Origin of the sequence: Methylobacterium thuringiense (assembly GCF_022179645.1) — a bacterium.
Classification (GTDB): Bacteria; Pseudomonadota; Alphaproteobacteria; order Rhizobiales; family Beijerinckiaceae; genus Methylobacterium; species Methylobacterium thuringiense.
The window spans coordinates 224,413-238,358 of the sequence record NZ_BPRA01000001.1 but is presented as its reverse complement, the minus strand read 5'-3'; the positions used below and the strand labels follow the sequence as shown (position 1 = coordinate 238,358).

The following is a 13,946-nucleotide window of genomic DNA, read 5'->3' as shown; positions in this document are numbered from 1 at the left end:
GCGGAGGGCCTGAAGGCCCTGTTCAGGAACGATCGGGCTCCGAGCTGCGATCGAGCAGCCACGCCACCGCGCCTTTCACATCGGACACGGACGGCACCTCGGGCATCTCGGGCTGGCGGACGATGACGACCGGAAGCCCGAGTTCGCGTGCCGCCGCGATCTTGGCATAGGTCGCCGACCCGCCGGAATTCTTGGTGACGAGTACCGCGATGCCGGCCTCGCGCAGGAATGCGATGTCGTCCTCCAGGGCAAACGGCCCCCGCGCGGACATTTCCGTAAGTCTCGGAACCGGCAGGAGATCACCGATCGGCTCGATGGTCCGGGCGACGTAGTCGTGTTGCGGGGCGGCTGCGAAGGCGCCGAGTTCCTGGCGGCCGATGGTGAGGAAGACGCGGCGTGGGGCGGGCCCAATCGCGGCTGCCGCCGCCGCCATGTCGTCCACCTCGATCCAGGTGTCGCCCGCAATCCGCGTCCAGGGCGGCCGGCGGATGGCAAGGAGCGGTACGCCGGCACGGGCGCAGGCCGCTGCGGCGTTTCGCGAAATGATGGCGGCGAAGGGATGCGTGGCGTCTACGACGTAGGCGATGCGGTTATCGGCGATCCAGGCCGCCAGACCGTCGGCACCGCCGAACCCGCCGATGCGCGACGGCACGTTGGTCGTGACCGGATTGAGGGTACGCCCTGCGAGCGACAGGATGGGCGCCACGTCATGCAGCGGCGCCAACGCGCGCACCAGGGCGGAGGCTTCCGTCGTTCCGCCGAGGATCAGGACAGGCTGGCGGCCCTCGGCATCCGGCCGCACGTGCATTCGTCTCTCCTGCCTCCGTCTCGAGCGTCATGATTTCGTAGGAGCGGAATATCAAGGTTCCGCCTCATGCCTCGGCGCACCGAGTGCGAACGGCTCGTGCCGCGGTTGGGCCCGAAAAGATAGGCGCGCGAGAGCATCGCCCGGAAGGCCGATCGAGGCCGACCGGCACTCTTTCGCCATAGCCTGGATGATCCAAGCGCCGGGATCGCCCTACGCATTCCTGTCGAAATTCGCGAGCTGGTCGCGGCGCAGCTGGGGCTCCGCGGGGCGACCGCGCTATCGGACGCGGATACGACGCCCTGCTTGAGCAGGGCAGGCGTGACCGTTAAAAGGCGGGCACCCAGACAGAAAAAAAGGCCGCCCCGGTGAGGGAGCGGCCCAAGTCTAGGGAGGAAACGCCCAAGAAGGGCTGCGAGACCGCGACGCCATCGCGATCTCACTCAGCAAAGCTAAGATGCTGCGGCGCAGCATGCAACTATGGCTTAACGCATGACTGCTGCGGCGCAGACGCAGGTGCATGCAGTCAGATTATGCCTTTCGATCACGATCGAGCTGTTGAAGCAGCTCGGCCAGGCGGGGATCCAGCGCTTCGTCGATCACGGGTTCGTACATCGCCTGCAACTGCCGGCCGAGGCGCTGGCGGGTCAAAGCGTTCAGCATCGGCTGGGCTTCGGCATCTGGCACGGATGACGGGACTGGTTGGGTGGCATCGGTCATAGCTGGCTAGATTGCCTCGGACCGGCGCACGACAACCGGGGCGGACGTATGATGTCCTGATGCGCCCTTGCATTCCGCAACGTGATCGACCCCTTGCCTCCGGCCCGACAGCACGTCATCCCCCGACCACGAAACGGCAAGGAGCCGCCCGGTGGACGTTACGCAGATCAGCCATCACGACCTCGACGGCTACGGAGCCTGCATCGTCGCGGGCAACTTCGCGGATGTGAAGCGCGTGGTGCACGTCCCGCGCTATTCCGATGTCGGCGCCGTCCTGCAGGCGGAAGGCGAACGGCTGGCGAAGGCATCCGCCGCCGAACTCCTGCTCGTCACCGACCTCAGCCTCGAAGGCGACGCGGTCCGGTTCATCAAGGGCTTCGCCGCGGCAAACCTAAAGCGCCCGGAGGAGCGCCGGCATCGCCTCGTGGTCCTCGATCACCATGCCTCGTCCGTCGAACACCTGACCGCCCAGGGGCTGGCCGCCCTTGCGTCCGAGGCGGAGGGTGGGCCGGCCGTCTACGATGCAGGCGATCCCCTGGTCCACGTCGCGATCGACACCGGCCGTTGCGCGACGCGCATGGTCTTCGAGAACCGCGATCTCATCTCCAGCCGCGAACTCGAGACTGGGCTGGAAGGGCGGCTGGCCGCGCTCGTCTCGGCGATCGACGCCTTCGACCTCTGGCGCAAGCCCGATCCGGCCTTCCGGCAGGGCATCCTCGCCAACGAGGTGCTGTGGGAAAGCACGGCCGCCTACGTTCCGGCCGGACATCCGTGGCACGACCGTTTCATCGGCGACCTGCTGATGGCGATCGCCGGCGAGTTGCAGGCGCGCGTGCCCCCGGCCGAGATCGAGCTCCAGGTGCCGGCCCTCCGCAAGCGGGTCGTGGACGCGCTGCTCGCCGGCGAGCCCGACGATGATGGCGCGCTCACCACGCGGGCGAGGCTCCACGCCGCGCTGTCCCGATCGCCCGTCCTGTTCAGGACCCTCTCCGACGGCACCAAGCTCTCGTTCGGCCTGGACGGCGGCGTCTTCCAGTCGGTGTCGGATCACATCATGGAGCGCGGGGACACCGACCGTGTGATCAACGCGGCGCGCGGCGGCGGCATGTCGTTCCGCTCGAGGAACGGGACCGCTCTCGAAGCCGCCCGAAAGTTCAGGGGCGGCGGCCACGCAGATTCCGCAGGCGGCAAGCTGCCCAACGGATCCGCATTCTCGCTCGCCGACGCGGCCGCGCAGATCGAACCCATCCTCTGCCCGCCGCTCCCGAAGGAGTCGGACAGTCCGTTCGCGGCCTTGAAGGGCTGGAAGAGCTGAGGCCGGCACGGCTCCCGTCGACGACGGGTCCGTGGGCGAAGCGGCGTCGGGAGGATGGTCCGGCCCCGCCCTCCCGGCCGTTCACGGCGCTCAGCGCCGAACCGATCCTGCGGCAACCCGCCGCCGCGTGGATCGACGACGATCGGGTTGCGCATAAGTCGAGGCGATTGCCGAAGGCCGGCTGCCGCTGCTATCGCGGTCGGCGGAGGCGAACGGGGTCTGGTGGCCCTCCTGGTCTTCAAAACCAGTGGTACGCCAACAGCGTACGGTGGGTTCGATTCCCATCCGCTTCCGCCAGGATTATCGTCCGGCCGCTTTCTTCCGTCACGGCCGGCAGGAGCCGGCCGTCATTTCCCGCACTCGCCCTCGGCCTTCGGGTCGGCCTTGGCCATGTCGAAGCGGGTCACGGTCCCGTCGATGGCGAAGTCGCCGTAATCGAGATGGAGGCCGCCGCTGACGCCGTTCTCGTAGAGATCGAAGCTCAGGGTGTAGATCGGCATGCGCTCGCCCTCCCCTTGCGTGAAGTAACTCAGCGTCACCGGCCAGCGCCGCATCGTGGCCATCTCGCCCTCGCGCAGGGGCTTGTCGCGGTCGCTGCCGGCGGCGGCCGGCGTGGCGGAGGCCCGGCCGATCACGGCCAGCGTGTCGTAGACCTTGCGGCCATCGTCCGAGCCGTCGAACACCTTCACGGCGACGGTGGTCTCACCCTTTCGGGCCGCCTCGATCAACCGCAGCATGTGATGGCTCGGAAACAGCACGAGGCCGTCGGCCGTATACTGGTCGCGTTTCGGCTCTTTCAGTTTGACCTTGAGCGCCTCAGCCGAGGCTTCGGCGGTACCGTCGATCGGTGGGGACGCGGTTCCGTTCAGGACAGCGCCGGTCTTGAAGCGCAGGCTCTTGCCGTCGCCGGTCTCGAAAGTGGTGTTGCGCAGATCCGAGGTGCGGTCGCCGGCTTCGCCCGAGCCGATCACCGTCACCTGCCGGGTCTGGATCGTGTAGCCCTTGCAGGCGTCGCCCGCGAAATCGATGACGATGCGCCCCTGCGCGCTCTCGACGGCGCGGGTACCCTGGCTCTTGGCCAGCGAGAGATCGTAGACCGCGCGGTGGTTGGCGAGGCGGATCGGCGCCGCCTCGGGCGTCGCAGGCGCACCCTGCGTCGCCGCCGCGGCGGCGGGCATCGCGGACGCGACGAGGAAGCAGGCGGTCGCGAGGCTGGGGCGCATGAGGTCTCCCGAAGCGGTCAGGGGGGCGATGACGGGACGGCCGCCGATCGTTGCGAGAACCCGCGGCCGAACCGGCATGCAGAAGGTTCCGAGGGCTTCACATAGGCGTTCGACGGCGCCCGGCAAACCGGGCCTGCCGCTTCCCGACAATACTATCCGACCGGCACTGACAGCCGCGAAAACGACCGTTCTGCAACAGAATACGAAAATTGTGTCGCGGACACCGACTTTGGCCGGACTATCCGGCTCTTTCGGATCGCTCGAAATCTGCATTGTTTCACATGTGAATCGTGCGTGATGCGGACTTGACGCTCGAAAACCGGGCCTGAGGTTTATTCTCCTCGCGCGATCCGCTTTTCGCGTCTCCCTTTGCCGTTGGAAACCATCACGCCCCCCAACGCGACGCTTGCACCGGGATCGAGCCGTCCTGTAGGTTCGCCTTGTCTGCGGGGCGACACCCGGCGGACCATTCGACAGGTCGCCGGAACGCGCGTGGCGGGCTTGTTTTGCGTATCGCCGTCCAACACCACCGCGCGGAGCACCGGGCCATCGATGAGCGCGACTGAATCGGAGGGGGCCATGGTGGAAGCTGTCCCGAGCTGGACCGACGAGCGCGTCGAGTCGCTGCGCCGCCTTTGGGAAGAGGGCTTGAGCGCGAGCCAGATCGCCGCGCAGCTCGGCGGCGTCACCCGCAACGCGGTCATCGGCAAGGTTCACCGGCTCGGCCTCGCCGGCCGCGTCAAGCCAAACGGCGCCGCCGGACAGGTGACGGGCCGCAAGAAGCCCGGCCTCGAGGCGGAGGCCGCCGTCGTTCTGGCCGAAGAGCCGACGCTGCCGGAACCGCCGGCCGTGATCTCGCACCGGCCTGCACCCAATTTTCCGCTGGTAGCCCCGGTGGCGGTGGCCGAGCCCAACGGTCTGGCCGTCTCGGAGCGGGTCACGATCATGGATCTGCGGGAGTCGATGTGCCGCTGGCCCCTCGGCGACCCGACCTCGCCGGATTTCCGCTTCTGCGGCGGTCGCGCGATCACCGGCCTGCCCTATTGCACGGCGCATGCCCAGATCGCCTACCAGCCCGCGGCAGAACGCAAGCGCGACAGGCGCGTGGCCGGAATCCGCTGATTTTTCGAGGATGCCCGGCTGAGCTGCGCCGGGTTCCGCTCCATTCCGTCCTTGCTTCGCTGCGCCCGCGATGACGGTGGAGAGGCCTCGATCAGGCTGCAAAAAAGTGGCAACGGTTTCTTGCGCGGAGCCTGTTCTAAACTTTTGAATCGATGACGTTTTCTGCGTTTTGATCGATTCGATCAACACGCCGCGTGATCTACGCCTCCGAAAACATCTCGTCGAACGAGTAACCCGAGCCGCGCACGGTGCGGATCGGATCGTTCTGCTTGGCGCGGTTGATGGCCTTGCGCAGCCGGCCGACATGGACGTCGACGGTGCGCTCGTCGATGTAGACGTCGTGGCCCCAGACACCGTCGAGCAGTTGCTCGCGGGAGAAGACGCGGCCGGGGCTGCGCATCAGGAATTCGAGCAGCTTGAACTCCGTCGGACCGAGATGGATCTCGCGGCCCGAGCGCCGGATGCGGTGGCTGAGGCGGTCGAGCTCGATGTCGCCGGCCGCAAGCGTGCTGGAAACGTGCGCGGGCTTGGTCCGCCGTAGCAGCGCGCGCACGCGGGCCAGCAACTCCGGCACCGAGAACGGCTTGACGATGTAGTCGTCGGCGCCGGTGGCGAGACCGCGGACCCGGTCGCCCTCCTCGCCGCGCGCGGTGAGCATGATGATAGGCAGGCGCTCCGTCTCGCGCCGGGCGCGGATGCGCCGGCACAGCTCGATCCCCGAGAGGCCCGGCACCATCCAGTCGAGCAGGATCAGGTCGGGCAGCTGCTCGCGCAGCAGCAGGTCGGCCTCGTCGCCGCGCGTGGCGCAGACGACCTCGAAGCCCTCGGCTTCGAGGTTGTAGCGCAGGAGGGTGGTGAGGGACTCTTCGTCCTCGACGATCAGGATACGCGCGTTCATGGGTCGCCCGGCGGGCTCGTTTCGCTCCAAACCTTAGACGCTCGGCTCGACGGTCGCATAGTTCGACGCATCGTTCTTCGGACGTTCTCCCGCCAGCGTTTCCCCGGTGACGAGGTAATGGATCGTCTCGGCGATGTTGGTGGTGTGGTCGCCGATGCGCTCGACGTTCTTGGCGCAGAACAGGAGGTGCGTGCAGAACGAGATGTTGCGCGGATCTTCCATCATGTAGGTCAGGAGCTCGCGGAACAGCGAGTTGTAGAGCGCGTCGATGGCGCCGTCGCGCTCCCAGACGTCGTGCGCGGCATCGAGGTTGCGGCTCGAATAGGCGTCGAGCACGTCCTTGAGCTGCTCCTGCACGAGGTCGCTCATGTGCTCCACGCCGAGCACGATCTTCTGCGGCTGGGGCTGGTCGGCGATGGCGACGACGCGCTTGGCGATGTTCTTGGCGAGATCGCCGATCCGCTCGAGGTCGCCCGAGACGCGGATGCCGGAGATGGTCTCGCGTAGGTCGATGGCGAGCGGCTGGCGGCGCGCGATCAGCAGCACCGAGCGCTCCTCGATCTCGCGCTGGAGGATGTCGAGGCGCTTGTCGGCGGCGATGACCGCCTGGGCCAGCGCCGTGTCGCGGCGGACCAGCGCCACGGTGGCATCGGTCACCATCTTCTCGGCGACGCCGCCCATCTCGGCGATCTGGCGGCGCAGGTCTTCGAGATCCTGATCGTAGGACGAGACGATGTGGTCGGGCATGTCGAGGCTCCGGCGCGGGCCAAATCGATGAAGGGAAACCAGGCTCAGCCGAAGCGGCCGGTGATGTAGTCCTGGGTCTGGCGCTGGTCCGGGTTCATGAAGATCTTCGTCGTCGGCGCGAACTCGACGAGTTCGCCGAGATACATGAAGGCCGTGAACTGCGAGATTCGCGCCGCCTGCTGCATGTTGTGCGTGACGATGACGATCGTGAACTCGGAGCGAAGCTGCTCGATCAGTTCTTCGATGCGGCCCGTGGAGATCGGATCGAGGGCCGAGGTCGGCTCGTCGAACAGGATCACCTCGGGGCGCTGGGCCACCGAGCGGGCAATGCAGAGGCGCTGCTGCTGGCCGCCGGAGAGCCCGGTGCCGGCCTGCTTCATCTTGTCCTTGACCTCGTCCCAGAGCGCGGCCTTACGGAGCGCGTCCTCGACGCGGCCGTCGAGCTCGGACTTGGGCAGGCGCTCGTAGAGGCGCAGGCCGAAGGCGACGTTGTCGTAGATCGACATCGGGAAGGGCGTGGGCTTCTGGAAGACCATGCCGACGCGGGCGCGCAGCTCGTTGAGGTCGACCTTGGGGTCCAGCACGTTCTGGCCGTCGAGCAGGATCTCGCCGGTGGCGCGCTGCTCCGGATAGAGCGAGTAGATCCGGTTGAAGGTGCGCAGCAGCGTCGACTTCCCGCAGCCGGACGGGCCGATCAGCGCCGTGACCTGACGGTCGTGGAAGTTGAGGTTGACGTTCTTCAGGCCGTGGAACTGGCCGTAGTAGAAGTTCAGGTCCTTGACGGCGATGCGGACCGGCGCGGATTCGTTGGCCGGGTTGCGGCCGGCGAGCTGGCCGCTCATCGAGGTGGTCGGGCTCATGAGGTCAGAGTCCTTGGGCTGTTGCGGAGCGGGGCGCGGTCAGCGCGCCCGCGTGTCCTTGATGACGAGGCGCGCGACGATCGACAGCGCCAGGATGGTGACGGTGATGAGCAGCGCGCCGGCCCAGGCGAGGCTCTGCCAGTTCTGGTAGGGCGAGAGCGCGAACTGGTAGATCATCACCGGCAGGTTCGGGATGCCGCCGAGCAGGTTGGCGTTGAACCAGCTGTTGTTGTTGAGCGCGGTGAAGAGCAGCGGCGCGGTCTCGCCGGCGATGCGGGCGAGCGCCAGCAGGATGCCGGTGACGATGCCGGCCGACGCCGCCCGCCAGGTCACGCTCTTGATCACGTGCGAGGGCGGTGCGCCCAGCGCCACGCCGGCCTCGCGCATCTGGCTCGGCACCAAGCGCAGCATGTCTTCGGTGGTGCGCACGATGACGGGTGTGGCGATGATGGCGAGCGCCACGCCGCCGGCCCAGCCCGAATAGGTCCCCATCGGCCGCACCATCAGGGTGTAGACGAACAGGCCGATCAGGATCGAAGGGGCCGAGAGCAGGATGTCGTTGAGGAAGCGGATCAGGTCGGCGAGCCGCGAGTTGCGGCCGTACTCGGCGAGATAGGTGCCGGCCATCACGCCGACCGGCGTCGCGATGACGATGCCGATGACGGTGAGTACGAGGCTGCCGAGGATCGCGTTGGCGATGCCGCCGCCTTCCGAGCCCGGCCCAGGGGTCGGCTGCGTGAAGATCATCGGCGAGAAGCCCTTGATGCCTTCCACGATCAGCATCAGCAGGATCGAGCCGAGCACGACGATCCCGATGATCGTCGCCAGGGTGCTCCCAGCGATCAGGATCTTGTCGGCGACGCGGCGGCCGGGACGCACACGGTTGGCGCGCGGCGGGTACGCGGCGGCCGGGGCGGTGGCGAGGATGGGGTTGCGGGCGTCCATGGGTCGAGGCTCCCGGTGCTCAGGCGAGCTTCGCGCGGCGCGTCAGCAGCCGGGCGATGATCAGGACGATGAAGGTGATGACGAAGAGCAGGCAGCCCAGCGCCATCAGCGCGTTGAGCTGCATCCCGTCGGCCTCGTTGAACTCGTTGGCGATGCGGGAGGCGATGGTCGAGCCCGGATCGAAGATCGAGGCCGAGAGCCGGTTCGCGTTGCCGATCACGAAGGTGACGGCCATGGTCTCGCCCAGCGCCCGGCCGAGGCCGAGCATGACGGCGCCGATGATCGAGACCGAGGCCTGGGGCACCAGCACGTGGCGCACGACCTCCCAGGTGGTGCAACCGATGCCGTAGGCGCTCTCGCGCAGCACGGTCGGGATCTGGTCGAGCATGTCGCGGGTGATCGAGGCGACGAAGGGCACGATCATGATCGCGAGGATGATGCCCGCGGTGAGGATGCCGACGCCCGAGGGTACGCGGGCATAGAGCAGCGAGCCGACGATCGGCAGGCCCTCGAAGACGTTGGAGACCGGGGTCTGCACGAACCGCGCGAAGAGCGGTGCGAAGATGAACAGGCCCCACATGCCGTAGATGATGCTCGGCACCGAGGCGAGCAGCTCGATGGTCATCGAGACAGGCTTACGGGCCCAGCCGGGGCAGAGCTGAGTCAGGTAGATCGCGATACCGAGCGAGATCGGCACGCCGATCAGCAGTGCCAGGAAGGCGGAGGCGAGCGTACCGATCACGGCGACGAGGGCGCCGTATTGCTCGGTGCCGATGTTCCAGGCGCTCGAGGTGATGAAGCCGAAGCCGAACTCGCGAAACGCCGGCCAGCCGCCGTAGATGATCGAGCCGAGGATGCCGGCGAGCACCAGGAGGACGAGCAGCGCGGAGCCGAGGGACGCCGCCTGAAAGGCGCGGTCGAGGCCCTTGCTGGGGCCCTTGCGGACCGACGCTGTCTCACGGGCCAAGGCGAGGGATTGGGTCAACGCGGTCATCCGCTGGAGCTCTTCAATGCGGGGGCGTTTAGCGCGGGTTGAGCGGGCTGTCCCCTCTCCCCACAGGCCTCGGGCTTGCCCGAGACCTGAACCTTGGTGCCAAAATCGGGCATGCCCGATTTTGGTTGGGGAGAGGATGGCCCCTGCCTCGGCAGGGGTCGGGAGAGGGGAGCGCGTTATCCGGAGAGTGCGGAGCCGCCCCTCTCCCGCCTCGCATCCGCGAGGCACCCTCCCCCGCAGTGGGGGGAGGGTTGAACCGTCTCACATGCCCGAGACGGGCTTCCCGTCCTTGCCCTTGATGCCCTTCCACTCGTCGTGGATGAGCGCGACGACGTTGTCCGGCAGCGGCACGTAGTCGAGGTCGACGGCGAGCTTGTCGCCGTTCTTATAGGCCCAGTCGAAGAACTTGAGCACGTCGGCGGCCTTGGCCGGGTCGGCCGGCTCCTTGTAGACCAGGATGAAGGTCGCGGCCGTGATCGGCCAGGCATCCTCGCCGGGCTGGTTGGTCAGCGAGATGCCGAAGCCGGGCTGGGACTTCCAGTCGGCGCTGGCGGCGGCGGCCTGGAAGGCCTTGTCGTCCGGCTGCGGGTACTTGCCGGCCTTGTTCTGGATCAGCGCGTAGCCGAGCTTGTTCTGCTTGGCGTAGGCCGATTCGACGTAGCCGATGGCGTTCGGGACCTGCTTGACAGTGGCGGTGACGCCCTCGTTGCCCTTGCCGCCCTGCCCGGCCGGCCAGGAGATCGTCGTCGCGGCCCCGAACTCCTTCTTCCAGCCCTCGGAGGCCTGGGAGAGGTAGGTCGTGAAGATGTTCGTCGTGCCCGACGCGTCCGAGCGATAGACCGGCGTGATGTTGGCGGCGGGAAGCGTGACGCCCTCGTTCAGCGCGGCGATCTTCGGATCCGACCACTTCAGGATCTTGCCGGCGTAGATGTCGGCGATGATCTCGCCGGTGAGCTTGAGCTTGCCCGGCTCGATCCCGGCGATGTTCACGACCGGAACCACGCCGCCCATGACGGTCGGGAACTGGACGAGGCCGTCCTTCTCGAGCTGCGCGCCCTTGAGCGGCGCGTCGGTGGCGCCGAAATCGACGGTCTTGGCCTGGATCTGCTTGATGCCGCCGCCGGAGCCGATCGACTGGTAGTTCAGGCCCGTGCCGGTATCCTTGCGGTAGGCTTCGGCCCACTTCGAATAGACCGGGAAGGGGAAGGTGGCGCCCGCGCCGGTAATGTCGCCGGCAAGAGCCGGGGCGGCGAGCTGGAGGGTCGCGAGACCAAGGGCCAGCGCGAAGGTGAAGGGTTTCACGTGCATCTCCGTGTCTGTCGGGCGAACGGCCGCGGCGCAGTCGCCAGGCTGTCCGGGCTTCTGCCCTGCCCGTTTCGGCAGTGCGGCATTAGCCTCTCGACGAAGCCGGCCATATGACGACGACATGACACGCCGATGACATGTACCGGCAACGCTCAGGAACGCGTGCGGACGATACTGGAACGTCGTCCCGAAAAGGCGCTGCCGGTCGTCGGCAAAGCCGATGCTTTAAAAGGCTGAGCTCTCCGGCGATCATGCCGACGTCCCCGCTGTCGGATCTTCAGCCAAGCAGCGTCGGTGACCGGCTGCCGTGTCATGCTCTTGGACGGCGTCATGATCGCCCCGTGGCGGGGGATGTCGATATGCGATGACGGTCGGAAAAATCTGGCGTCATCGAAAATACGAACCGCTTCATGCATCCGCGCGTTGCTTCTCGTCAGGTCCGACGATGGCGATTGCGTGCGGGTCCAAATGAGCGAGTATCGCTGTTCGTGAGGCCGAGTCTCGTGAGGCCAAGTGTGGAGAAGTTCGACGTGGCGGCAAAACCGCCATCTCCCGTCGACGGCGTCGTGCCGGTCGATCCGCCAGACGCGGCCTTTCTCGCCCTGCACGGCGAGCGGGAAGCGCTCGAGCGTGAGCTGACGCTGGCTCAGCAACAGCAGCGGTTCGGAACCGACGACGCGGAGATTGCGGGAGCACACCGACGCGAGGCGTCGCTGCTCAAGGATCTCGACCGTGTGATGACGTTGATCCGGGCCGCCGAGTATCGGCGCCAGCCCGGTGCGCGACGCTGGTAGAGGCCGATCAGAGCAGGCTGCGAAAAAGTGGCAACGGTTTTTCGCGCGAAGCCTGCTCTCAACTTTTGAATCGATCACGCTTTCTGCGTTTTGATCGATTCGATCAAAGCGTAGCGTGATCTATGCGGCGGAGCGCCGCTGATCCCGCTCCTTGTGCCGAAGGCGCAGCAGCAGATCGATCTGGGCGTCGGGGATCGGTTGGGTCTCGACCGCGCCCTCGTAGACGGCCCGCAGGGCGGTGCCGAGACGTTCACGCGTCTCACCGCTGAGAGCGGGATGCCTCCGCTCGGAGCCGGTGGCGTCGGTCTGCCGCGCAAACTGTGCCATGGACGGAACCCTGATTCTGCTCTTCGGTGCGGTTAACCACCGCGCGAAAATATCGCCTCGGACCAAACTCGCCGGACATGGTTAACAAAGGTTTATCGTTAAGGTTATCTTTTTGTCGCGGCCTGGATCAAACCTCCGACGACTGTAGCAATCTGGCCGCAGCCGCGCGGGCCTCGTCGGTAATTGTCGCGCCTGCGAGCATCCGGGCGATTTCTTCCCGCCGGGCCTCGCTCGCCAGCGAGGCGACGCGGGTGGCAACCCGGTCGGCACCCCGCACGGCGTCCTTGGCGATCAGGAAATGCGTGTCGGCGCGGGCCGCGACTTGAGGGGCGTGGGTGACGGAGACCACCTGTACCCGCTCGGATAGTCGCGCCAGGCGCGCTCCGATGGCGTCGGCGACGGCGCCGCCGACGCCGGTGTCGATCTCGTCGAAGATCAGCGTCGGGGCCGAACCCTTGTCGGCGAGCACTACCTTCAATGCCAGCATGAACCGTGAGAGCTCGCCGCCCGAGGCGACCTTCATCATCGGCCCGGGCTTGGTGCCGGGATTGGTCTGGGCGTGGAATTCCACGCGATCGATGCCGGCGGTGTCTCGTGACTCCGGATCGACGACGATCTGGGTAATGAAGCGGGCGCGCTCCAGCTTCAGCGGCGGCAACTCGGCCTTCACCGAGGCGTCGAGGGACTTTGCCGCGCGTGCGCGGCCCTCGCTCAGGGTCTTGGCTGCCTTGGCGAAGAGCGACTCGGCCTCGTCGAGATCGCGTTCCAGGCCGCCCAAGGCCTCCTCGCCGGCGTCGATGGCGGCCACATCCGCCTCGTAGCGGCCGCGCAGCATCGCGAGGTCGTCGGCGGCGACGTCGTATTTCCGCGAGGCGGCGCGGAGGGCGAACAGCCGTTCCTCGGCTCGCTCCAATTCGCGCGGGTCGAACTCGGCCTCGAGGATCGCGGCGTCGATGACGGCGCGGGCCTCGTCGAGGGCCGTGAGGGCGGCATCGAGCGCCGCGACGCACGGCTCGACCAGGGTGGGGGCTTGGCCCGCACGCCGTTCGAGCTTGCGCACGGCCGAGGAGAGATGCGCCGCGCCCGCATTCGGGCCGCCGACCGCGTCCAGCGCTTCATGCAAGTCGCGGGCGATCTTTTCGCTCTGCTGCATCACGGTGCGGCGCTCGGCCAGCGCGGCCTCCTCGCCGGCCTGCGGATCGAGCGTCGCGAGTTCGTCGACGGCGTGGCGCAGGAAGTCGGCCTCCTTGCGTGCGGCCGCGACGCGGGCGCGATGCTCGCCGAGTTTTTCGCGCGCGGCGCGGACGCGCTTCGCTGCCTGAGCGGTCGCGGCGAGCGGCTTCTGGAGCCCGCCGAAGGCATCGAGGATGGCGCGGTGCGTGGCTGGGTCGGCGAGCGCGCGGTCGTCGTGCTGGCCGTGGATCTCGACGAGCGCCGTACCGATGGCGCGCAGCACCTGCACGCCGACCGGCTGGTCGTTGACGAAGGCGCGGGTGCGGCCGTCGGCGAACTGCGTGCGGCGCAGGATCAGGTCGCCCTCGGTGTCGATCTCCGCTTCCTGCGCGATCTTGCGGGCGGGGTGGTCGAGGGGTGCGTCGAATACCGCGGTCACGCCGCCCTGCGGCTGGCCGTGGCGCACGAGGCCGCCGTCGCCGCGGCCGCCCAGCGCCAGCGCGAAGGCGTCGAGTAGGATCGACTTGCCCGCACCGGTCTCGCCCGTGAGGACACTCAGTCCTTCGGAAAAGTTCAGCGCGAGCTTGTCGATGAGAACGATGTCGCGGATCGCGAGCTGGACGAGCATGCCGCGCGGCGGGACCAAGCTGTGAAAGGACGTCGCTGTTTAGAGCGCGCTCCGCCTAAGTGGAACCCGGTTCGGCGTGAGAGCGCGCGA

At 67.5% G+C, this 13,946-nt stretch carries 14 protein-coding genes and 1 tRNA gene; 4 read left to right on the top strand and 11 right to left on the bottom strand.

Annotated features, from left to right (window positions below):
- Positions 1–22: 22 nt before the first annotated feature.
- Both MFF07_RS00985 and MFF07_RS00980 read right to left on the bottom strand, forming a co-directional pair.
- Positions 23–808 carry a cobalt-precorrin-6A reductase gene (locus MFF07_RS00985; protein WP_238230388.1) on the bottom strand — a complete coding sequence of 262 codons (786 nt, stop codon included), beginning with the start codon at positions 806–808 and terminating at the stop codon, positions 23–25.
- 528 nt (positions 809–1,336) lie between these two features.
- Positions 1,337–1,525, bottom strand: coding sequence for a hypothetical protein (locus tag MFF07_RS00980; RefSeq protein WP_147816133.1), 189 nt, complete (start codon positions 1,523–1,525; stop codon positions 1,337–1,339).
- A gap of 151 nt (positions 1,526–1,676) precedes the next feature.
- Here MFF07_RS00980 and MFF07_RS00975 point away from each other — a divergent pair, with 151 nt between their 5' ends.
- On the top strand, positions 1,677–2,840 hold the full coding sequence (locus tag MFF07_RS00975; protein ID WP_147816131.1) for a dimethylmenaquinone methyltransferase: 1,164 nt from the start codon (positions 1,677–1,679) through the stop codon (positions 2,838–2,840).
- Between the two features lie 204 nt (positions 2,841–3,044).
- Positions 3,045–3,137 (top strand) — tRNA-Sec (locus MFF07_RS00970).
- A 50-nt stretch (positions 3,138–3,187) separates the two neighbouring features.
- On the opposite strand, the gene MFF07_RS00965 is transcribed toward MFF07_RS00970, so the two are convergent.
- Positions 3,188–4,063: a cell envelope integrity EipB family protein gene (locus MFF07_RS00965; RefSeq protein ID WP_147816129.1), complete on the bottom strand. Its 876-nt coding sequence runs from the start codon at positions 4,061–4,063 to the stop codon at positions 3,188–3,190.
- Between the two features lie 579 nt (positions 4,064–4,642).
- Between MFF07_RS00965 and MFF07_RS00960 the strand changes: the two genes are divergently transcribed.
- Positions 4,643–5,185, top strand: a complete 543-nt coding sequence (locus tag MFF07_RS00960) for a GcrA family cell cycle regulator (protein WP_147816127.1) — start codon at positions 4,643–4,645, stop codon at positions 5,183–5,185.
- Between the two features lie 199 nt (positions 5,186–5,384).
- Here MFF07_RS00960 and phoB read toward each other — a convergent pair whose 3' ends face one another.
- From phoB to pstS, 6 genes are all read right to left on the bottom strand, one after another.
- Positions 5,385–6,083: a phosphate regulon transcriptional regulator PhoB gene (phoB, locus tag MFF07_RS00955; protein WP_147816125.1), complete on the bottom strand. Its 699-nt coding sequence runs from the start codon at positions 6,081–6,083 to the stop codon at positions 5,385–5,387.
- Positions 6,084–6,116: 33 nt separating this feature from the next.
- Positions 6,117–6,830 (bottom strand): phosphate signaling complex protein PhoU, encoded by a 714-nt coding sequence (phoU, locus tag MFF07_RS00950; RefSeq protein WP_147816123.1) that lies wholly within the window; start codon positions 6,828–6,830, stop codon positions 6,117–6,119.
- 44 nt (positions 6,831–6,874) lie between these two features.
- Positions 6,875–7,690, bottom strand: a complete 816-nt coding sequence (gene pstB, locus MFF07_RS00945) for a phosphate ABC transporter ATP-binding protein PstB (protein ID WP_147816121.1) — start codon at positions 7,688–7,690, stop codon at positions 6,875–6,877.
- 39 nt (positions 7,691–7,729) lie between these two features.
- Positions 7,730–8,635: a phosphate ABC transporter permease PstA gene (pstA, locus tag MFF07_RS00940; protein WP_147816119.1), complete on the bottom strand. Its 906-nt coding sequence runs from the start codon at positions 8,633–8,635 to the stop codon at positions 7,730–7,732.
- 19 nt (positions 8,636–8,654) lie between these two features.
- On the bottom strand, positions 8,655–9,629 hold the full coding sequence (gene pstC, locus MFF07_RS00935) for a phosphate ABC transporter permease subunit PstC (RefSeq protein WP_147816117.1): 975 nt from the start codon (positions 9,627–9,629) through the stop codon (positions 8,655–8,657).
- A gap of 261 nt (positions 9,630–9,890) precedes the next feature.
- Entirely contained in the window at positions 9,891–10,931 is a 1,041-nt protein-coding gene (gene pstS, locus MFF07_RS00930; RefSeq protein ID WP_147816115.1) for a phosphate ABC transporter substrate-binding protein PstS, read from the bottom strand.
- A gap of 518 nt (positions 10,932–11,449) precedes the next feature.
- On the opposite strand from pstS, the gene MFF07_RS00925 reads away from it, so the two are divergent.
- Positions 11,450–11,728 carry a hypothetical protein gene (locus MFF07_RS00925; protein WP_373322213.1) on the top strand — a complete coding sequence of 93 codons (279 nt, stop codon included), beginning with the start codon at positions 11,450–11,452 and terminating at the stop codon, positions 11,726–11,728.
- Between the two features lie 120 nt (positions 11,729–11,848).
- Here MFF07_RS00925 and MFF07_RS00920 read toward each other — a convergent pair whose 3' ends face one another.
- Together MFF07_RS00920 and recN are read right to left on the bottom strand one after the other, a co-directional pair.
- The gene (locus MFF07_RS00920) at positions 11,849–12,055 is read right to left on the bottom strand and encodes a hypothetical protein (RefSeq protein WP_147816113.1); all 207 of its coding nucleotides are present in this window, start codon (positions 12,053–12,055) and stop codon (positions 11,849–11,851) included.
- A gap of 127 nt (positions 12,056–12,182) precedes the next feature.
- A complete protein-coding gene (recN, locus tag MFF07_RS00915) occupies positions 12,183–13,856 on the bottom strand; it encodes a DNA repair protein RecN (protein WP_147816111.1) in 1,674 nt (557 codons plus the stop codon).
- Between the last annotated feature and the right edge of the window lie 90 nt (positions 13,857–13,946).